Source organism: Stenotrophomonas sp. AN71 (assembly GCF_050435725.1).
Taxonomy (GTDB): domain Bacteria; phylum Pseudomonadota; class Gammaproteobacteria; order Xanthomonadales; family Xanthomonadaceae; genus Stenotrophomonas.
This window is the reverse complement of sequence record NZ_JBNDKU010000001.1, coordinates 88,404-109,341: the sequence shown is the minus strand read 5'-3', so window position 1 is coordinate 109,341 and position 20,938 is coordinate 88,404. Positions and strand designations below refer to the sequence as shown.

15 protein-coding genes are annotated in these 20,938 nt (G+C 67.6%); 8 read left to right on the top strand and 7 right to left on the bottom strand.

Annotation, left to right across the window (positions count from 1 at the left end):
- Window positions 1–87: 87 nt before the first annotated feature.
- The 3 genes from ABH900_RS00485 (at window position 88) to ABH900_RS00475 (ending at window position 4,562) form a co-directional block, all read left to right on the top strand.
- Entirely contained in the window at window positions 88–606 is a 519-nt protein-coding gene (locus tag ABH900_RS00485; RefSeq protein ID WP_429620235.1) for a sigma-70 family RNA polymerase sigma factor, read from the top strand.
- Entirely contained in the window at window positions 603–1,547 is a 945-nt protein-coding gene (locus ABH900_RS00480) for a FecR family protein (RefSeq protein WP_429620233.1), read from the top strand. The genes ABH900_RS00485 and ABH900_RS00480 overlap by 4 nt, the downstream gene beginning before the upstream one ends.
- A 69-nt stretch (window positions 1,548–1,616) precedes the next feature.
- On the top strand, window positions 1,617–4,562 hold the full coding sequence (locus ABH900_RS00475; RefSeq protein WP_429620231.1) for a TonB-dependent receptor domain-containing protein: 2,946 nt from the start codon (window positions 1,617–1,619) through the stop codon (window positions 4,560–4,562).
- A 103-nt stretch (window positions 4,563–4,665) separates the two neighbouring features.
- Here ABH900_RS00475 and ABH900_RS00470 read toward each other — a convergent pair whose 3' ends face one another.
- Together ABH900_RS00470 and ABH900_RS00465 are read right to left on the bottom strand one after the other, a co-directional pair.
- Window positions 4,666–4,989: a DMT family transporter gene (locus ABH900_RS00470; RefSeq protein WP_005409978.1), complete on the bottom strand. Its 324-nt coding sequence runs from the start codon at window positions 4,987–4,989 to the stop codon at window positions 4,666–4,668.
- On the bottom strand, window positions 4,989–5,342 hold the full coding sequence (locus ABH900_RS00465) for an SMR family transporter (protein ID WP_429620229.1): 354 nt from the start codon (window positions 5,340–5,342) through the stop codon (window positions 4,989–4,991). The genes ABH900_RS00470 and ABH900_RS00465 overlap by 1 nt, the downstream gene beginning before the upstream one ends.
- Window positions 5,343–5,502: 160 nt before the next feature.
- Here ABH900_RS00465 and ABH900_RS00460 point away from each other — a divergent pair, with 160 nt between their 5' ends.
- Window positions 5,503–6,354: a LysR family transcriptional regulator gene (locus ABH900_RS00460; protein WP_429620227.1), complete on the top strand. Its 852-nt coding sequence runs from the start codon at window positions 5,503–5,505 to the stop codon at window positions 6,352–6,354.
- 112 nt (window positions 6,355–6,466) lie between these two features.
- Here ABH900_RS00460 and ABH900_RS00455 read toward each other — a convergent pair whose 3' ends face one another.
- The gene (locus ABH900_RS00455; RefSeq protein WP_429620225.1) at window positions 6,467–7,387 is read right to left on the bottom strand and encodes a M14 family metallopeptidase; all 921 of its coding nucleotides are present in this window, start codon (window positions 7,385–7,387) and stop codon (window positions 6,467–6,469) included.
- A 131-nt stretch (window positions 7,388–7,518) separates the two neighbouring features.
- Between ABH900_RS00455 and ABH900_RS00450 the strand changes: the two genes are divergently transcribed.
- From ABH900_RS00450 to ABH900_RS00440, 3 genes are all read left to right on the top strand, one after another.
- Entirely contained in the window at window positions 7,519–9,600 is a 2,082-nt protein-coding gene (locus tag ABH900_RS00450) for a TonB-dependent receptor family protein (protein WP_429620223.1), read from the top strand.
- A gap of 62 nt (window positions 9,601–9,662) precedes the next feature.
- Window positions 9,663–11,435, top strand: a complete 1,773-nt coding sequence (locus ABH900_RS00445) for a chloride channel protein (protein WP_429620221.1) — start codon at window positions 9,663–9,665, stop codon at window positions 11,433–11,435.
- 101 nt (window positions 11,436–11,536) lie between these two features.
- Entirely contained in the window at window positions 11,537–12,253 is a 717-nt protein-coding gene (locus ABH900_RS00440; protein ID WP_429620218.1) for an MgtC/SapB family protein, read from the top strand.
- 189 nt (window positions 12,254–12,442) lie between these two features.
- Here the strand turns inward: ABH900_RS00440 and ABH900_RS00435 are convergent, their stop codons facing one another.
- On the bottom strand, window positions 12,443–12,844 hold the full coding sequence (locus tag ABH900_RS00435; RefSeq protein ID WP_429620216.1) for a MerR family transcriptional regulator: 402 nt from the start codon (window positions 12,842–12,844) through the stop codon (window positions 12,443–12,445).
- Window positions 12,845–12,907: 63 nt separating this feature from the next.
- Here ABH900_RS00435 and ABH900_RS00430 point away from each other — a divergent pair, with 63 nt between their 5' ends.
- Window positions 12,908–13,735, top strand: a complete 828-nt coding sequence (locus tag ABH900_RS00430) for a class I SAM-dependent methyltransferase (protein ID WP_429620214.1) — start codon at window positions 12,908–12,910, stop codon at window positions 13,733–13,735.
- Window positions 13,736–13,819: 84 nt separating this feature from the next.
- Here the strand turns inward: ABH900_RS00430 and ABH900_RS00425 are convergent, their stop codons facing one another.
- The 3 genes from ABH900_RS00425 to ABH900_RS00415 all read right to left on the bottom strand — a co-directional run bounded on the left by ABH900_RS00425 (window position 13,820) and on the right by ABH900_RS00415 (window position 20,857).
- Window positions 13,820–14,110 carry a DUF6959 family protein gene (locus tag ABH900_RS00425; protein ID WP_019659952.1) on the bottom strand — a complete coding sequence of 97 codons (291 nt, stop codon included), beginning with the start codon at window positions 14,108–14,110 and terminating at the stop codon, window positions 13,820–13,822.
- Between the two features lie 122 nt (window positions 14,111–14,232).
- Window positions 14,233–15,069, bottom strand: a complete 837-nt coding sequence (locus ABH900_RS00420) for an OmpA family protein (protein ID WP_429620211.1) — start codon at window positions 15,067–15,069, stop codon at window positions 14,233–14,235.
- A gap of 61 nt (window positions 15,070–15,130) precedes the next feature.
- A complete protein-coding gene (locus ABH900_RS00415; RefSeq protein WP_429620209.1) occupies window positions 15,131–20,857 on the bottom strand; it encodes an ESPR-type extended signal peptide-containing protein in 5,727 nt (1,908 codons plus the stop codon).
- Between the last annotated feature and the right edge of the window lie 81 nt (window positions 20,858–20,938).

Here is a 20,938-nt window from a genome sequence, read left to right as displayed (position 1 = left end):
TTCGCGTCTGCACCGCGCCCCCGGGGTTTGTCGTGGGCGCCAGGATCACCCTATAATGGGAATCATTCTCATTAGTGATCGATGCCGATGGCCGTGCCCGCCGCCTCCAGCACCGCGTTGGCGGGGTTCTACCGCGAACACCATGGCTGGCTGCTGGGCTGGCTGCGCCGGCGCACCCACAACGCCGAGTGCGCCGCCGACCTGACCCAGGACACCTTCGTGCGCCTCCTCAGCCGCCGCGTCGATCCCTCCGAGCTGCGGCTGCCACGCGCCTATCTCAGCACCATCGCACACGCCCTGCTGGTCAACCACTGGCAGCGCGCAGACCTGGAGCGCGCCTATCTGGCCGCGCTTGCCGCACAGCCGGAGCCACTGCATCCGTCGGCCGAGGAACGCACGCAGGCGCTGCAGCTGCTGCACGCCATCGCTGACATGCTGGCCGGGCTCGCTGAACGCCCTCGCCGTGCCTTCCTGCTGGCGCGGCTGTCCGGGCTGGGCTACGCGGAGATCGGACAACAACTGGGCGTTTCCGAACGCATGGTCAAGAAGTACATGGCGCAGGCGATGCTGCATTGCCTGCGGTTGTCCGGCGATGCCGCAACATGAGCATTGCACTCACCGGCCCCGCCCTGGAACAGGCTGCCGAATGGTTCGCACTGCGCGAGCAAGGCTGGAGTGCTGACGAACAACGCCGCTGGCACACCTGGCTGCAGGCCGACGTGCAGCACGCTGATGCGTGGCGGCGGGTCGAATCAGTCTGGCACGCCTTCGCTCCCCTCTCCGCGCCAGCGGCGGCAAAGGCCCTGGGCGTGCTCGGCCAACGCCGGCGCCAGGCGTTGCGAGGGCTCGGCGGAGCACTGGGTATTGGCGCGCTGTCCATGCTCGGCCTGCGCGGCGTGCAGGTGCAGCGCCAGATGCAGACGCGGCGCACGGCCGCCGATCGCACCGGACACTGGCGACTGGCAGACGGCAGCCAGCTGTGGCTCAACGCCGGCAGTGAAGTGGCCATCGACATCGGCGCTGAACGACGTGCACTGCATCTGCTGCGTGGCGAACTGCTGCTGCAGACCGGCCACATTCCTGCCTTCGCCCACCTGCCCCTGACCGTGCATGTGCCGGGCGCACGCCTGCAGCCGATCGGCACCCGCTTCGCGGTCGGGCGCGAGGCACAGGACACCCGTCTGGATGTGTTCGAGGGCGTGGTGAGCTGCCTGCCGCAGTTCGCCCGCGCGCAGGACGTGGCGGCGGGGAGCGCAGTGCGGATCGGCCCGCTTGGCGGGCTTGCAGTGATTGAAGCGGATCCGCTGCGCGGAGACTGGCAGGACGGCCGCCTGCAGGTGCAGGACACACCGCTGTTGCGGGTCATCGAGGAGCTGGCCCGGCATCATCAAGGCCATCTCGGTTGCGACCCGGCCCTCGCGGACCTGAAGGTCACTGCGGTCCTGCCACGCCTGCACAGCAAGCAGGCGCTGCAGCTGCTGGCCCGTGCGCTGCCGATCCGCATCGAGCAGCGCTGGCCCTGGTGGACCGTCGTACGCCCGCGCTGACATCGCGGTTCCCCTTTTGCGCCCTCACCGGGCCCTACAAGGGAACCCATTGCGGATATCGCCGCCCCCATGAAACTGCCCTGCCCTTCCCCTCGCCCCCTGGCCATCGCCCTGTGCCTGGCCCTGGCCACACCCTGCCTGCTGCCCGCCACAGCCAACGCCCAGCCAACTGCGGTGGCCGGCTGGCGGATTCCGGCTGGCCCGCTTGACCAGGCCCTGACCCGATTCGGCCAGCAGTCCGGCCTTTCGATTGCCGCCGACGCACGCTTGACCCGTGGCCGCCACAGCAACGGCCTACAGGGCACGCTGGACACCGATGCAGCCTTGGCACAGCTGCTGGCCGGCACCGGCCTGACCTTCCAGCGTGATGCCAATGGCGTTGTGCTGCAGGCCGCCCCGGCCGCCGACGCCGGCGTGCGCCAGATCGGCACCCTGCGCGTGGCCGGACAGACCAGCGAAGGCGCTTCGCCGTGGGGTCTGGCCGATGCCGATGCGGTCTACCGTGACAGTGGCTCGCGCGTCCACCTGGACCGCCAGCAGCTGGAGCGATTCCGTGGCCAGTCGATCGGCGACGTGCTGGCCGGTGCGGTCGGCGTGCATACCGGTGATGTGCGCAACGGCGGTGCGCTGGACGTCAACATTCGTGGCCTGCAGGGCCAGAACCGGGTCCCGGTGATCATCGACGGTGGTCAGCAGGCCATCGACGTGTATCGCGGCTATGCCGGCGTGCAGCAGCGCAGCTATCTCGACCCGGACCTGATCAGCGCGATCAGCATCGAGAAGGGACCGAGCCTGGCCGCCAACGCCGCCAGCGCGATCGGCGGTGTGGTCTATATGGAAACGCTGAACGTCGATGACATCCTCGACGACGGCCAGGCCTGGGGCCTGCGCGTGCGTGGTGGCGTGGCCGACAACAGCATCGACCGCACGCGTGTATTCAAGCAGGTGGCGCGTGGTAGCGAGAACCGCAACAGCCTGCGTGACCCGCGTGACTGGAACGGCAGCGTGGCCTTCGCTCAGCGCGGAGAGGACTGGCAGCTGGTGGCCGCCTATGCGCGTCGCCGCCAGGGCAACTACTTCGCCGGCAGCAACGGCGCCCACCGCTACGACGATCAGCACCTGTCCAGCGGCGGCACCGGTATGTCCAGCCAGGCGGTTTCGGATATGTACCACCCGGGTGATGAGGTCCTCAACACGCACACCGACAATGAGTCGGCCCTGCTCAAGTTCACCTGGACGCCCACCCCCGACCAGCGCCTGGAGCTGAGCCACCGCTTCTTCAACTCCAGCTTCGGCGAGATCATGCCGTCGGCGATCGGCCGCGTGGGCGAGTCCAACGAATGGGTGACCTATGTTGACAAGGCCAACACCATGTTCCAGTTCGAGCCTGGAAAAATGCGGGTCAATGCCACCTCGCTACGCCATCGCTATCGCCCTGAGGCGCATTCGTGGCTCGACCTGAGCAGCACGCTGTGGCTCACCACCGCCACCAGCCGCATGTTCAACAGCAACGTCGCCAACACACCGCTGTTCAAGAACTTCCCGGGCGATTCGATGCCCGACACACTGGGTGAGACCTATGGCCCCGGCCTGCAGTCGGACGTGAAGACCCGGCGCTGGGGCGTGGACAGCAGCAACACCACGCGCTTCAGCAATAGCCTGGGCGACTGGACGCTGCGCTACGGCGCCGCCTTCCAGCACGAGGACACCGCGCCGAATTCGCCGGTGCTGCCGGTGGACTTCAACAACAACCGCTACCTGCGTTCGGGGACGCGCCGCGAAACCAGCGCGGTGGCCTCGCTGCAGTGGCAGCCGTGGGACTGGCTGTCGCTGACTGCAGGTGGCCGCTTCATCGACTACCGCAGCCGTGACCGCAACCGCGTGGCCTTTGTCAGCGAATCGCGCGACCTGCGCTACACCTTCGCGCGCCTGAGCAAGGCCGGCCAGTTGCTGCCGGGCTGGTACAAGGAGTGGTACCCGGACGCACAGGGCAACTACACCTACGACTCGCTGCGGGCCACGCCCTACGGCGACAGCACGCTGGGCCAGACCTACGACTTCGATGGTTTCATCCGCGACCCGCGCGGCGCCAACGGTTTCTACACCAAGCAGATTCCCACCGCGTGGGGCTACAAGCCGGCAATCCGCCGTTCCGGCCACGGCTTCGCGCCGTACGCCGAGGCCCGCTTCAACCTCGATGCGGACATGTTCTTCTACGTGAAGTACGCGCAGGGCTGGAAGATGCCCAGCCTGTTCGAATCAACGCTGGGCAACAGCACCTCGGCGCCGGTGGCCGACCTGAAGCCGGAGAAGAACCGGTCGTGGGACATCGGCTTCAGCCTGCTCAAGCAGGACCTGTGGCGCGATGGCGACCGCCTGGCGTTCAAGGTGGCCTGGTTCAAGAACGATATCGACAACGCGATCACCCGCCGCTTCGACTCCAGCAACTGGGCGTTCTATGTCGACAATGTCGACAATTACACGGTGTCCGGCTACGAGCTGCAGTCCGGGTACGACGCCGGCATCGCGTACCTGGACCTGTCGGCCAGCTACTACCAGCGCGCACGCACCTGCGATGCCGCCACGGCCAAGCGCCTGCGCGAGGACCCGTATGCGAAGTGGAGCAAGCTGGACACCACGCCGGACTGCGTGGACGGCGGCTTCGGTACCTCGTTCGTCAACGCGCAGAACCCGCCGAAGTATTCGATCCACAGCACGCTGGGCCTGCGCCTGTTCGACCGCCGACTGGATACCGGCCTCCGCCGCACCTACAACAGCGGGCCCACCCACGAACTGGACAAGCCCTGGAACACCACCGGTTCGACCGGCCTGCAGAACATCTACCTGCCGACCGCGATCTATGACTTCTATGCGCGCTGGCAGTTCACCCCGAAGGCCGACGTGGAACTGGTGGTCAGCAACCTGCGCAACACCTACTACATGGACACGCTGGCGATGAGCCTGATGCCGGGCCCCGGCCGCACCACGCGGCTGAACTTCACCGCCCGCTTCTGAGTGCTGCAGAAACAGCGGCGCCCCGGGGAGATCATCCCCGGGGCGTTTGCTTGCGGCGGCTCACGCGCTGGCAGGTGCCAACCTTGGTTGGCACAGCGACGCGTTACTTCGCGGTACTGAGCAGCAGCACCGCGACAGTGACCAGTGCGATGCCGACCCAACCGATCGGGCGCAGGCGGTTGCCGAACAGCAGGCGACCGCAGGTGGCGGTACCGATCACGCCGATCGCACCCCACATTGCATACGCAGTGGCCAGGTCCATGTAGCGCACCGCCTGGCCCAGCAGGGCAAAGGCGATCCAGACCATGACGATCGCGCCAACGCCCCAGCGCCAGCGACGGAAGCCTTCCGACTTGGCCACCATCATGTTGGCGGCAACGTCGATGAGGGCCGAGCAGATCACGAAAAACAGTGCCAGGGTATTCATCAGTGCGCCTCCCCGAGGGTGACACAGACGATGCCGACCACCGCCAGCACCAGGCCGGCCAGCTGCTGCAATGACAGGCTCTCGCCAAACACGCTGATGCCCACCACCGTCAGCAGGGTCAGGCCGAGGCCTTCCCACACCGCGTAGGCCACACCGACAGCGATGCGGCGCACCGACAGGGCCAGGAAGTAATAGGACAGCGCCAGCGCACCGGCCATGATCAGGTAGCCGGTCCAGCCGCCGTCACGGGCGGCATGGGCCATGAACGAAGTGCCGACCACCTCGGCGACGATCGCCACGGTCAGGCAGGCCCAGGCGACCAGCGCGCCGCGGGCGGGAACAGTACGGGACATGTGAAGCTCCTTGCAGGACGGGGACCGCGCCCCGTCATCAGTAGATCCACGCTGTGCGTGGATGATCCGGAACGCCCCGCAGACAGGGGCGAAGGCGGGCAGTATCATCGCTTTTTACGGTCGAATCAAAATGGATTCCATCGACAGGAGCGATAGATCGATGCCCTACTCCCCCGAATCCCTGCAGGCCTTTGTTGAAGCCGCCGCACTGGGCTCGTTCTCGGCCGCGGCACGCCGCCTGCGCAAGACCCAGTCCACGGTCAGTACCGCCATCGCCCATCTTGAGGCCGACCTGGGCGTGAGCCTGTTCGACCGCAGCGGACGCTACCCGCAGCTGACCGAGGCCGGCCGCCAGGTACTGGGCCACGCGCAGGAGATTCTCGCTGCCGATGCGCGTCTGCAGCTGCTGAGCGTACGCCTGGCCGCGCCGGTCGAGCCACGCCTCACCGTGGTGTTCTCCGATGTCTACCAGTTGGATCCGCAGCAACGGATATTGCAGCGCTTCGCCGAGGCGTTTCCGGAGATCGAACTGGAGTGGCTGGATGCCGAAGGCGAGGACGTGCTGGAGCTGGTCGGCAGCGGCCGCGCAGCGTTGGGCCTGCTGCCCCGCCAGGATGGCTATCCGGACGACCTGGCCGTGCAGCCGTTGGCCCACCACAGCGAACTATCGGTGTACGTGGCACGCGAGCACCCACTGGCCAGCGCCGGCCGCCGTGCTGCCGCGCAGCTGGCGCGGCACCGGCAGGTGCGCTTGAGCGCCGAGGTCGACCACGCCCGGTTGGTCACTGGTCTGGCCTGGACCGCCACCGATTACCTGATGGTGATGGAGATGGCCGAGGACGGCATCGGCTGGGCCGAGCTGCCTCGGGCGCTGGTGCAGCGCTACGACCGCGGGCGGCTGGTGGAACTGATGCTGCCGGGTTGGCCACGGCGCATCCACAGCGACCTGCTGTGGCGACGCGACACGCCACCGGGACCGGCCGCTCTGTGGTGGGCCGACGCGCTGGGGTGACACGAAAAAGGGGACGGAGGGGATTAAGTCGTTTTCGGCACTGTCGGGTCACAAACGAATTAATCCCCTCCGTCCCCTTCCATCGTTGCCGGCCAGCGGCCGGCACTACCGATCAGCGATGGGCGAGTGCGTAATCCAGCGCCGAGCACACCGCCGCCACCTGCGCATCATTGCACTGCTGCGGCGTGGCCCGCGGGCTGTCCGGATAGACCTCGGTGGTGGTGGTGTATTTCGCCCCGGTGATGCCTGCGCACAGGCCCAGCTTCACCAGTGGGTACTCGATCACGCCATGCGCCACCACCGGCGAACCGATGATTTCGCCCGTGTCGTCGGCCGGAGCGATGTGGGTGACCTTCTCCACCGCCGCGATCACCGCCTGCTGGAACGCCGGCTGCGGTTTCTCGCTGTCGTCCACCAGATAGAAGCCATCGGGAATCAGCCCCGGCTCGAACGGCTTGCCATCGCGCGCGGCGAGCGCCGGGCGGAACTCGCTCTCGTCGCTGTCGGTGGTTTCGTGCAGATCGATGTGCAGCACGAACTGGCCCTGGTACGGCGCGATCAGTTCGATGACGGCGGTCGATTCACGCGCCGGGCCATCGATGCGGAAATTGCGGTTCGGGTCGATCGCATCGTAGTTCCAGCGGTTGATGCGTTCGAAGCCCCACGGATTCACGCACGGCACCACCAGCAGGTTGGCCTTGCCGGCATAGTCGGCGGCGTGCTGTTCCAGGAATTCCAGCGCGCCCATCACACCGCTGGTTTCATAGCCGTGCACACCGCCGGTGACCAGCGCGGCCGGCAGTGCCGGGTTCCAGTCGCGGCTGCGCAGGGCAAACAGGGTGTAGGTCTCGCCGGCATACTCGAGCTGGCCATAGGCCACCGTGTCGAAGCGCGGGGCCAGTGCCTGGATGCGCGGCAGCACCTCCTCGTCATAGCGACGCAGGCGCTGCTGGCGGCCACGCCACGCCTCCCGTTCCACCGCCCCCCACGGCTGGCCAGGGGTTCCGACGGGGTAGAAGGCAGCTTGGGACATTGCGGATCTCAGCGGGTCAGTAAGCAATCAACCACTCTACCACCGGGCCAGCGGCATGAACCGGAGACGCATTCCATTGGCGAATGGAATCAGCAATAATTCTCATTTACGACCTTCCACGACCTGCACTGATGTCCATCCACGCCCCGCAACCGGCCCGCCTGCCGCTGGCCGCCGCCCTCGCCCTGTGCCTGCTCCCGGCCGCCAGTGCCTTTGCCCAGGACAGTGCCACTACGCTGGACAGCATCCAGGTCTCCGGCAGCTGGCTGGGCACCGGCCTGCATGACAGCGTCAAGAGCTTTGCCGGCGCCCGCACCGTGGTCGATCGCCAGCGCATCGAGGCCAGTGGCGCGGCCAGCATCGGCGATGCCATGCGCCGCATCCCTGGCGTGCAGGTCACCGACAACTCCGGCACCGCTGGCAGCTCGGTGTCGCTGAACATTGGCGTGCGCGGCCTGACCGGTCGCTACTCGCCGCGCTCGACCGTGCTGCTGGACGGCGTGCCGCTGGCGGTGGCGCCGTATGGCCAGCCGCAGCTGTCGTTCGCGCCGACCAGCCTGTCCAACATCGAGTCGATCGACGTGGTGCGCGGAGGCGGCGCGGTCCGCTACGGGCCGCAGAACGTGGGTGGCATCATCAACTTCAGCACCCGCGCCATTCCCACTGAGGCCGGCCTGCACGGCGAAGCCGGCGTGCGCTACAGCGCCTATGACCATGGCGGCGGTGACAGCACCCAGTACAACGCTTTCATCGGCGGCACCGGTGACAACGGACTGGGCGCCGCCCTGCTCTACTCCGGCCAGGATGGCCGCGGCTGGCGCCAGGGCAGCGATGATCGCTTCAACGATCTCGCCCTGAAGTTCGCCTATGCCATCGACGCACAGCAGGAGCTGCGCGCCAAGCTGTCCTACTACGATGTGCGCTCGTTGACCCCGGGCGGCCTGACCCGCGCGCAATACGAGGCCGATCCGTTCCAGAACACCCGGCCCACCGATTTCTGGAAAGGCCATCGCACCGGCATCGACCTCGGCTATACCAACACGCTGTCGGCCAACAGCGAGTTCGAAGTGCTTGCCTATTACAACGAGAGCAACCGTGCCAGCTCGCTGATCAACGCCGCCAACACCCAGCTGACCGTACAGCCGCGCGACTACCGCGTGCTCGGCATCGAGCCGCGCTACACCCAGCGTCTGCACTGGGGTGCCAGCGTGCACGACATCACGGCTGGCTACCGCTTCCTGCGCGAGCGCGGCAACGATCGCAGCTTTACCGTTACCCGCCGCACCGGTGCAGCCAGTGCCACCACCCGTTTCGACAACGCCACCAACGCGCATGCGTTCTACATCGACGACCGCATCGCGATCGGGCAGTGGCGGATCACCCCGGGCGTGCGCATGGAATGGATCGACATGGACCGCCGCCAGGCCGGTGGCACGGCGACCTTCAGCAGCCGCAACGACAAGGCCCTGCCCTCGCTCAACATCGCCTACCTGCTGACGCCGCAGCTGACCTTGTTCGGCAACTACACCACCTCGTTCGGTCCGGTGCAGAACATCCAACTGAATTCGCAGAGCGCCAGCAATCCGCTGAACCCGGAAGTGGCAAAGACCACCGAGCTGGGCGCACGTTGGCAGGATGGCGCACTGCGCGCGGAAGTGACCGTGTTCAAGATGCGTTTCGACAACCAGATCCTGCAGGTGCCGGGCATCACCCCGCCGACCTTCCAGAACATCGGTGCCACCGATCACAAGGGTGTGGAAAGCGCGCTGGAATACCAATTCGCCGAGGGCAGCGCACTGGCTGGGCTGGAGCTGTACGCCAACTACACCTGGACCAAGGCGATACAGCAGTCCGGTGACAACCGCGGCCTGGACGTGCCGTTCTACTCACGCGACACCGACAGTGTCGGCGCCCGTTACGCCCTGGCCGGCTGGACCTTCAACGTGTCCAGCACCCACCAGAGCGGGCAATTCTCCGATGCTGCCAACACCTGGGACGAGAGCGCCGATGCGCGCGTGGGCCGCGTACCCGGCGTGCGCCTTTGGAACGCGCAGGTAGCCTGGCAGGTGCCGGGTCTGGGCGACAGCGAGATCGCGCTGGGCGTGAACAACCTGGCCGACAAACGCTGGTACACCCGCAATGTCGACGGCAACGCCGGCCGCATGGTCGCCGCGCCGCGCACCTTCTACGTGCAGGGCCGCTACCGCTTCTGAGGCCGTAGCCGCCCGATGCAGTGACGGTGGCGATCACGATGGCGGCGTATCATGCCGCCACCATGTCATCGCCCGTTTCGCCATCGCGCCTGCATCTGGCCTTCCAGGGCCTGCGCCTGCGCCTGCGCGGCAGCGACCTGTGGTTCATCGCGCTGGCGTTGCTGGTCGGCCTGATCGCCGGCTACCTGACGTTGCTGCAGTCCGGCATCGCGCGCTGGCTGCAGGGCGCCGTATACGGGTTGGACGAAGGCATGCGCCTGAGTTCGCTGCCCGCACTGACCTGGACCGCGTTGCTGGTGCTGCCGCTGGGCGGCCTGCTGGTTGGGCTGGTCAGCCTGGCCGCCACCCGGCTCAAGCGCCCCCTGCTCGACGCAGTGGAAGCCAATGCCCTGCATGGCGGCCGCATGTCGATGCGCGACAACCTGATCGTGCTCACCCAGACCCTGCTGTCCAACGGCTGCGGCGCTTCGGTCGGGCTGGAGGCTTCGTATACCCAGATGGGCGCCGGCAGTGGCTCGCAGTTGGGCCGGGTGATGCGCCTGCGCCGCAACGACGTGCGCATCCTGGTCGGCGCCGGTGCCGCCGGCGCCATCGCCGCCGCCTTTGGTGCACCGCTGGCCGGCGCGTTCTACGCCTTCGAAATCGTCATCGGCGCCTACACGCCTGCCGCGCTGGCACCGGTAGCGGTGGCCGCACTGGCCGGTGCGTTCGTCGCCGACCAGGCCGGTATCGAGGCCTACCTGCTGCCAGCTGCCTCGACCATCGACGTGCGCGCTGCCGACTACGCCATCTACGGCCTGTTGGGTTGCTGCTGTGCGATGGTCGGCATTGCCGTGATGCGGCTGATCGCCTCGATCGAAGGCACCGTCAAGCGCAGCCCGCTGCCGCTGTGGGGCCGGCCGGTGGTGGGCGGCCTGCTGTTGATTCCGTTGGCACTGGCCAGCCCGCAGGTATTGTCCTCCGGCCACGGCGCGCTGCATCTGGACCTGACCACGCACCTGCCGCTGATCTGGATCGGCGGCCTGCTGACCTTGAAGTGCCTGGCCTCGGGCATCTCACTGGGATTCGGCTTCCGCGGCGGCCTGTTCTTCGCCTCGTTGTTCATGGGCACCCTGGTCGGCGCGCTGTTCGCCGGCCTGCTGGCGATGGCGACCGGCGTCCCGGTGATCGACGCCACCTCGGCCGCCCTGGCCGGCATGGCCGCGCTGGCCGCCGCCGTGGTGGGCGCGCCGATGACCATGGCCATGCTGGTGCTGGAAGGCACTCACGACTTCCTGCTGACAAGCGTGGTGATGAGCGCGGTACTGGTATCCAGTACGCTGGTGCGGCAATGGTTCGGCTATTCGTTCTCGACCTGGCGCATGCACCTGCGCGGCGAGACCATCAAGAGTGCCCGCGACGTGGGCTGGGTGCAGAACCTCAACGCTGGCCGGCTGATGCGCAAGGGCGTGGCCACCGCCCCTTCCGACCTCGATGCCGATGCCTTCCGCCAGCGTTTCCCGCTGGGCTCGGGCAGCCGCGTGGTGCTGATCAACGGCGAGGGCCACTACGCCGGCATCGTGCAGATTCCGCGCGTGTACGGTGATGGCGTGAAGCCTGATACCGCGATCGGCGAACTGGCCGAGAACCGTGACATCTCACTGTTGCCGGCAGCGGACGTGGTCAGCGTGATGCAGCGCTTCGACCAGGCCCAGGCGGACGAGCTTGCGGTGGTGGCTGCCGACGGCCAGGTGCTGGGCGTGGTCTCCGAGACTTTCGTACGCAAGCGCTACGCCGAGGAACTGGACAAGCGCCAGCGCGAACTGATGGGCGAACGTGTCGAAGACACCGATTGACCCCCAAAAAGGGGACGGAGGGGATTAAGTCGTTTATGGCACCTCCGGATCTCCACGCGTGGCGTGGTTCTACCGTCACGTGGCCGGGTTAGACTCCGGCCATGCGCTTCATTGAAACCTTCCAGGCCGGTCCCTTCGCCGACACCGTGGTCAGCCTGCTGGCCGCCTTCGTGCTGGGCACAATGATCGGCGCCGAGCGCCAGTACCGGCAACGCACCGCCGGCCTGCGCACCAACGTGCTGGTGGCGGTGGGCGCGGCTGCCTTCGTCGACCTCGGCATGCGCATCGCCGGCAGTGCCGAGGCGGTGCGGGTGATCTCCTACGTGGTGTCCGGTGTCGGCTTCCTCGGCGCCGGCGTGATCATGAAGGAAGGCATGAACGTGCGCGGCCTGAACACCGCCGCCACCCTGTGGTGCTCGGCGGCGGTCGGCAGCTGCACCGGTGCCGACATGCTGGCCGAGGGCGTGCTGCTGACCGTGCTGATCATCGCCGGCAACACCCTGCTGCGTCCGCTGGTCAATGCAATCAACCGTATCCCGATCAACGAAGCCGCCTCGGAAGCAACCTACGAAGTGCGCCTGAGCGTGGATGCCGAAGCGGTGCCGCGGGTACGCGAACGGCTGGTCGATGCGCTGGAGGCGGCGCAGTACCCGGTCGGCGACGTGCAGGTGGTCGAGCACGCCGACGCGCCCACCGATGTGATCGCCGTACTGGTCAGCACCGCCGTGAGCGCCGATGAGCTGGATGTGGTGCTGGCCCGGATGGAGCACGTGCCGGGCGTGCTGCACGCCACCTGGGAAGTCAGTACCCGCGATTGATTCATCCACGCATGGCGTGGATCTACCGAGATCGTGGCGCAGATGTGGTGCTGGCCCGGATGGAACACGCGCCGGGCGTGCTGCATGCCACCTGGGAAGTCAGTACCCGCGATTGATTCATCCACGCATGGCGTGGATCTTCCGAGGTCGTGGCGCAGTAGATCCACGCCATGCGTGGATGCTCTTCTCTCACCCACCCATGCGCTGCTGCGCGCGCAACAGCTTCCGGAACGAACCGCACTTCCGCGCATCCTCAGCCTGCGGGCACGCGGCGGCGCGCTGAAGGTGGCGACGTACCCGCTGCAGCTGGGTGATCTGCTGCTGCAGCACCTCGGCCTGCGCCAGCAAGGCGTCCCGATCCAGGGTGAGGCAATCCTGCTGCGGCAACGAGACGCCGATCTGCTGCAACGACAGTCCCGCCGCTTGACCCAGGCCGATCAGGGCCAGGCGCTCCAGCACCTGCTCATCATACTGCCGGCGCAGGCCGCGACGGCCCAGAACCTGCACCAAGCCCAGCTGCTCGTAGTAACGCAGGGTCGAGGCGGGCACGCCGCTGCGCTTCACCACTTCGCCAATATCCAGTTCACGCATGGGCTTGACCTCAAGTCGCCTTCAAGCACCAAGCTATGGGCAACTTCCCCGCAAGGCAAGGCCATGACCAGCATTTCCCCCGTTGACCAGAATGCCCTCTGGAATGGCCCCGGCGGCCAGACCTGGGTCAGTCAGCAGACCATCCTGGATGGCCTGTTCCAGCCGATGGCCGACCTGCTGGCCGTCGAGCTGCCGCAAACCCTCCGCCATCTGCTGGATGTCGGCTGCGGTACCGGCGCCAGCCTGCTGGCCGCAGCCACTGCGCGCCCGTCCGCGCGGTACACCGGCCTGGATATCTCCGCACCGATGCTGGCGCTGGCCCGCCAGCGTGCCGATGCCGCGGGACTGGACGCAGACTTCATCGTTGCCGATGCCCAACGGCATCTGCCGCCCGCTGCACACTTCGACTGGATCCAGTCGCGGCTGGGCGTGATGTTCTTCGACGATACCCGGGTCGCCTTCGCCAATCTGCACCGCGCGGCCCGTCCCGGCGCCGGCCTACGTTTCGTCGCCTGGCGCGGTGCCAACGAGAACCCCTTCATGACCACCGCCGAGCGCGCCGTCGGTGATGAGCTGGAGCTGCCGCCGCGGATACCGGGTGCCCCGGGTCAGTTTGCATTCGCCGATGGCGAACGGGTGCGGCACCTGCTGCAGGCCAGCGGTTGGAGGCAGGTGGAGGTGGTTGCAGTGGACCTGCCGTGCTCGATCGCCCGCGAAGACCTGCCGATCTATGTCGGCCAACTGGGCCCATTGGGACAGGCGCTGCGTTCCATGCCGGAGGCACGCGCCGAACGATTGCTGTCCACGGCACTGGCTGCGTTCGCACCATTCATCGAAGGCGACCGTGTCCGCGTGGATGCCGCCTGCTGGCTGGTACGCGCCCACGCCTGATACGGAAAGGGGACGGAGGGGATCAGGTCGTTCATGCCCCGGCTGTGCCGGAAACGACTTAATCCCCTCCGTCCCCTTTTTCTTCTACAGCGCCTCGCCGGCGTCGGCCAGGCGTGATTCGATCAGTGCGTACCACTGCTGCAGGACGTCGATCAACATGTCCAGCTCGGCATCGGTGCGTTGCGCCCTGCCGCTGCGCAGGCAGGCCTGCGCTTCCTGCAGCTGGGCCAGGAAGCCGGCCACGGTATCGGCCTGCAGGATCAGGCCCGGCAGACGCCGGCCGGGAATGCGCACCACGGCATGGTTGCCGAGCTGGCCGTACACGCTGAGGGTGGTTTCCGTCTTCATCGAGAGAGGCAGGAATTGGGCATTCATCGCGTGCACCGTATGAGAACCTGAACCGCCGGCAGGCGTGGAAGACGGGGGAGACGTTGCCACGTCCTGCCGACGGTCAGGGGGGACTCGGGATACCGGGGCATCCGCCCGGCGTGAAAACTTCAGCGTGGCTGCGCAACCCCTGCGATCTGCACGCGGCGGTTCGGCGCCAGGCAGGCGATCAGCTCCCGGCGGTTGCGCTGCTCGCATTGCACGATCGGGTCGGCGGCACCGCGCCCTTCGGCGCTGATGCTGGCTGCCGGCACCCCGCCCTGCACCAGCGCGCCACGCACGGCCTCGGCGCGACGCTGCGACAGGGTCTGGTTGTAGCTGGCACTGCCGATGCGGTCGGTATAGCCGGTGACCCGGATCGACTGCACCTGCGCGGCTTCGCGCACCTGCGCCAGGATCCCCTGTACCGCGTGCTGGCCCTCGGCGCTGAGCACCGCACTGTCGAAGCCGAACAGCGCGTCGGCCGACAGGCGCAGCGCCTGCTCGGGCAGCGGCGCCGGTGCCGGCGGTGCCGGTGGCCGCGGCGGCTCAAGCACCGCCGCGCACGACTCCGGCTTCCAGTAGCCGCCCTGGGCAACGCCTTTGTTGTCGAAACGCACCTGGAACTGGCAGGTGAAGTACTCCGCGCCCTGCGCGGTGCGGAAGTTGAACAGGTAGTTCCACTCGCGCACGCCCCACATGCCTTCGTTGAAATGCGGCGTACCCAACAACGTGTACAGCTGGCGCTTGGTCATGCCCGGTGCGAAGCGGCGCAGATCGGCGACGTCGGGATAGATGCCTTCCTTCAACGAGGCCTTGGATGCCTCGGGGAAGTGCACGGCGGTGGCTTCGGCGGGACCCTCGGCGGCCGGTGCATGGCTGCGGCAGGCCGCCAGCAGGCCCATCCCCAGGACCAGACCCAGCAGGGCGGCCACCTGGCCGGTGCGGGCGATGCGATGCTGTTTCATGTCATTCCCCCTGTAGACGTTTCCGCGATGCCGGGCCGCGCCTGCGGCCCGGCGGCGGGGATCACCACTGGATGCCGGCACCGACAGCCACGCCGGCCTCGCCACGGCTGTTGGTGGAACCACTGAACTTGTAGATCCAGCGGCCTCCCTCGGAGACACCCGAGATGCCGAGCGCCACACCCGACTCGCCGTTGTAGCTGCCGGCCGCGATCGAGGCCATGCTGCGACCTGCTTCACTCGGTTGCGGCAGTGCCGCGGTGGCCATCGCCGAAGCAATACCGGCCGAGGCGCGGTTGTCGGTCTTGCGCAGGTCGCGCTCGAACCCGCCCATGCGCTCATCGGTGTAGGCCTTGGACCAGTCCAGGGTCTGCGCCATGCCCGACTTCAACTGGTCGACGTTGACCGCGTCGGTGCCTGCGGTACCGGCAGCGACGTTGCGCACGGTGGTCGGGCCGCTGCTGGTGCTGCCCAGGGTGACACTGTTGTAGTTGGTGGCCCCGTTGGTGGTGGTGTCGTAGCGGATCGTGCCCTGCTGCGAGGCCTGCAGCTGGCGCACGTTGACCGCATCGGTCGCCTGCGAGCCGTCGGCCACATTGACGACCTGGCGTTCTGCACCGCTGGCACCGACCGAGACCGTGTTGGCCCGGTTCGCCACCGAGCCCGCACCCAGCGCCACCGAGTTGTCGGCCTGTGCCTGCGACCCATTGCCCAGTGCGGTCGAATTGGCTCCGGCCGCAGTGGAACCTGCGCCACCCGCTGCCGAGTTGGCACCGCTGGCGGACGGATCAGCCAGGTTGTTGGTGTTGTTGGCGCGGAAGCTGCCGGCCACGTTGGTGATGTTCTGGATCTTCTGGTCGGTGTAGGACTTGGACTGATCGATGGCGTAGTTCACGCCGTTCTTCAGCTGGCCGACATTGGTTGCATCGTGGTCGTCAGAGCCATCGGCGACGTGGGTGATCTTGCGCTCGCTGCCAGTGCTGCCCACCGACACCTCACCGGCGGAGTTGCTGGCACCGGTCTGCCCATAGGCGCCGGTGTAGCCGCTCTGCGCCCCGACGCTGGCCACCGACCCTGCGCCCAGTGCCACGCTGTTGCCGGCGCTGCTGCTGGCCCCGTTGCCCACCGCCACGCTGTTGGCGCCGGCCGCGCTGGCCTGCGGACCCACCGCCACCGCTTCGGCACCCGTGGCAGTGGCCGCAGTCGCGGTCGAGTTCACCGCCAGGTAGGGACTGCCCCCGCCGTTGCTGATGCGCTGGTTGAGGACCTTCAGCGAGCCATCCACCGCAGTGAAGGCGGCAGTGACATTGTTGTAGTCGCCCGTGGTGAAGGTGCCATCGGTGGCGATGGTGGAGATGCTGAACTTCGGCGCGGTCCACACGTTGGTGGCGCCGTTGTAGGCAGTATCGCCACCGAAGTAGCTGGCGATGGTGCTGTGGGTGCTGAACAGCTGGTCGCCGGTGATGGCATCGCTGCTGCCAGCCAGGATGCTGCCCGCGGCCACGTTGGTCACCTTCACCGCGCCGGTGCCGGTGCCCTTCAGCGAGACACTGTTGATCACGTTGCCAGCGCCATCGACGTCGTACTTCACTGCCAGCTTGTCGATCTCGCCGGTCTGGTCGGCCACGTTGGCCAGCGAGTTGCTGACCGCGTCGAAGGCGGTGCCGACGTCGTTGTAGCTGCCCTTGGTGATCGTGCCGTTGGCGGCGACGTTGTTGATCGAATAGGTCGGCGCAGTCAGCACGCCGCTGGCGTTGACCGCGGCGCCGCCACCGAGGTGGGTGGCCACGGCCTGGTTGGCGGCGAACAGCTGGGCGCCGTTGATGGCTTCACTGCTGGTGGCGCTGACCTGACCCGGGCCGAGGTTGCGCAGCGTGGTGGCAGTGCCGCTCTGGCCCAGCGTGGCACTGGCATAGTTGACGCTGCCATCGCCATTGAGGTCGTAGCGCAGTGCACCGGCCGCAGTGGCCTGCAACTGGCCCACGTTGACCGCATCGGTGGTGGCGGTACCGGCTGCCAAGTTGGTGACCTGGCGCTCCGCACCGGCCGCGCCGATGGACACGCTGTTGGCACGGTTGGCCACACTGCCGGCACCCACCGCGATGCTGTTGGCTGCCGTGGCCTGTGCGTTGGTGCCGACCGCGATCGAATCGGTGCCACTGGCCACCGCTTCGACTCCGGTCGAGTTCACCCGCAGGTACTTGGTGCCACCATTGCGGATGTCGGTGATCTGCGTGTTGAGGTTGACCAGCGAGCCATCAACCGCCGCGAACGCGTCGGTGGCATTGGTGTACAGGCCCTTGGCGATGGCACCGCCGGTGGAGATGGTGCTGATCTCGAACAGCGGCGCAGTGAAGGCGCCGCTGATCGGATCGAAGGCCGCGCGACCACCGAAGAAGCTGGCGATGGCACTGTTGGTGGTCGCCAGCTGGCCACCGTTGACCGCTTCCAGGCTGCCGGCGCTGATCGCGCCTCCGGCCAGGTTGCCGATGGTGGTGGTGCCGGTGCCGGCGCCGAGAGTGACCCGCCGATAGTTCGGATTGCCCGCACCATCCAGATCGTAGGTCACCGCTGCATCGGCCACACCGTTGATCAGGCTGATGGCGCCTTTCAACTGCGCCACGTTGACCGCATCGGTGTTGACGCTGCCGGCAGCAACATTGGTGATCTGGCGCTCGCCGCCACCGGCCGTGCCCACTGACACTTCGCCTGCGGAAACCTGCGGCGCGGTGAGGCCGTAGGCGCTGTAGCTGGCCTGTGCGCCGCGCAGTGCGGCCGAGCGGTAGCCGAGAGCAACCGAGTTGGCCTGGTTGGAGGTGGATTCGGCACCCAGCAGCGTCTGACCGTTGGCGGTACCGACGGCGCTGTCGCCGACCACCACCGAATGCCCCATGCGCGCGGCATAGTCGGCGGTCGGCACACCGGTCGGGTTGCTGGGATCGTTCACGCCATCGCCAGGGAAGGCGACATTGGCATCGACCTTCGGCAGCTCATGCCGCGCGTTGGCACCGATCACCACTTCCTTCGAACCGTTGGCGAAGGCACCGTCACCCATCAGCACCTGGTAGTCCTGCGCTGCATTGACCGCCCAGCAGGAGATGTCAGCCAGGGCAATGTCCAGGCACTTGGCCGCCCATGCCGGCGAATCCTTCGGCAGCAGCAGGCCCAGCAGGCCGCCCGGGTTGCCGTTGTTGATGTTGTAGATGTAGCTGTCGGAGGTGACGCCACCGATCAACGTGAGATGCGAGCTGCCGCCGGTGGCGGCGCCGCCGAGGCCGTTGAGGGTGCTGCCGACCGGTGACAGGTTGACCACCGGCAGGCCCAGCACGTTGACCGTCGAGTAGGTCTGCATCACGTTGGCGTTGCTGAGCTTGAGGTTGCCGTTGCTCAGGTAGCCGTTGCCACCGAACAGGCTGGTGGTGGTCGGCCCGATCAGCTGGCCGACATTGCCGACCAGGCCGCCGGTGCCGATGATCAGGCCTGCATTCGGATCAGCCGCCGCCGGTGCCTTCGGGCTGGTCGGCGGGATCGCCGAGGGCTTGGTCAGGCCAAGGCCGCTGAGCGTGCCTCCGACCAGGCCACCCACCGCGCTGCCGAGATTGCCGACGGCGCCGTTGAGATTGCCATTGAGCAGGTTGCCGACGGCGTTGCCGACATTGCCCAGCGTATTGCCGAGCAGCCCCCCCAGGCCGGTCGCCGTGGTGCCGTTGAGCACGCCGCCGACGGTATTGCCGACCGTACCGACGGTGTTGTTGAGCGTGCCACCGACTGCGCTACCCACGGCGCCGACCGTGCCGACAGTGCCGTTCACAGCGCCACCGACTGCGCCGACCGTGTTGTTGAGCGTGCCGCCGACTGCGCTACCCGCAGTACCGACCGCACCACCGACGGTACCGACCGCGCCGTTCAAGGCACCACCCACCGCACCGCCGACCGCGCCGACAGTACCGTTCAGAGCACCGCCCACCGCACCGACCGTGTTGTTGAGCACGCCACCGACTGCACCGCCGACCGTGCCGGCGGTACCGTTCAGCGCACCACCCACCGCGCCGACCGTGTTGTTGAGCGTGCCACCGACTGCGCCGCCGACCGTGCCGACGGTGCCGTTCAGCGCACCACCCACCGCGCCAACCGTGTTGTTGAGCGTGCCACCGACTGCGCCGCCCACCGTACCCACGGTGCCGTTCAGCACACCACCCACCGCACCAACCGTGTTGTTGAGCGTGCCACCGACTGCGCCGCCCACCGTACCCACGGTGCCGTTCAGAGCACCACCCACCGCGCCGACTGTGTTGTTGAGCGTGCCACCGACCGCGCTACCCACAGCGCCAACCGTGCCGACAGTGCCGTTCAGAGCACCACCCACCGCGCCGACCGTGTTATTGAGCGTGCCACCGACTGCGCTACCCACTGCGCCAACCGTGCCGGCAGCGCCGTTCAGCGCACCACCCACCGCACCAACCGTGTTGTTGAGCGTGCCACCGACTGCGCTGCCCACGGTACCGACCGTGCCGACAGTGCCGTTCAGCGCACCACCCACCGCGCCAACCGTGTTGTTGAGCGTGCCACCGACTGCGCTACCCACAGCGCCAACCGTGCCGACAGTGCCGTTCAGAGCACCACCCACCGCGCCGACCGTGTTGTTGAGCGTGCCACCGACTGCGCTACCCACTGCGCCAACGGTGCCGGCAGCGCCGTTCAGAGCGCCACCCACCGCGCCGACCGTGTTATTGAGCGTGCCACCGACTGCGCTACCCACTGCGCCAACCGTGCCGGCAGCGCCGTTCAGTGCGCCACCAACAGCACCCACGGCTCCATTCACCAGCCCACCGACGCCCAGCGCACTGCTCTGCGCGGCAAGGTTGGCCTGGCCCGCCAGTTTCAGGTTGCGATCGGCGATCACCTCCTGGCCATCCGGCCCCTGCACCCGCACGTTTCCGGCGACGCCGGTGTCGAAGGCCGCACTGATGGCACGATCATGGGTCTCACCCGGCAATTCTTCCTTGGCCGGCAGCGTAACCGCCGCCGTTGCCCTGGCCTGGCCCTGGCCGCCGATCGAATGGCCGGCCACCGCCAGCTGCGCATCGGCGCTGCCCTCGGCCGTGGCCCTCAGGCCGGAGAGCGAACCGGCAGAGGCACGGCCAATCCCGGCGGCTGCCTTGGCACCGGCATCGACCGAAGCCAGCGGGCTACCGGCGGCACCGACCTTGGCCGCGGCCCGCGCATCGGCGACTACGCCCAGCGGCGCCTGTGCACCCGGCGCGACGTGCGCGGCCAGCGACGCATCAACCTGTGCAGTCGGCGTGGCCGCGTGACCCAGACCAACATTGGCGCGAACCTCCGCAGCCAGCGCCGGCACAGCCACCTGCTTCGGTGCGGTGTTCGCCGCCAGCTTCACCTGTACGCTGGCCGGCAACACATCGCGCGCCACCGGCAGCGATGCGGTGCTCAGCTGCAGACCGACACGCGCATCGGCACTGATCGCCGGGCTGCTCTGCGCTTGGCGTGCCGCGGCCGCCAATGCCACTTCGGCATCGACCTTGACCGGCATCGGCTGCGCGTACTTGGCGGCCAGCGCCTGCAGGTCACGCAGCGATTGATTGGTTTCAGATGCCCCTGCGTGGCCACTGGCCAGCGCGCACAGCAGTGCCAGGGCCAGCGTGGTGGGCATCAACAGGAAAGCGCGCGGATCGCGCGCGGCGCTGCCGCCGCTATCGCCGGTGGCCAGTTCCGAGGCCACAACCAGAGCATTGAGCTGGCGGTTCCATACACGCCGGTAGATGCGGTTCATGAGCATTTCCCCCGTAGGCGAACAACTGGAATGTCAGTGGACTTGCCGTTAGGCAGGTGACTGACATTTCAGCGGTTGCAA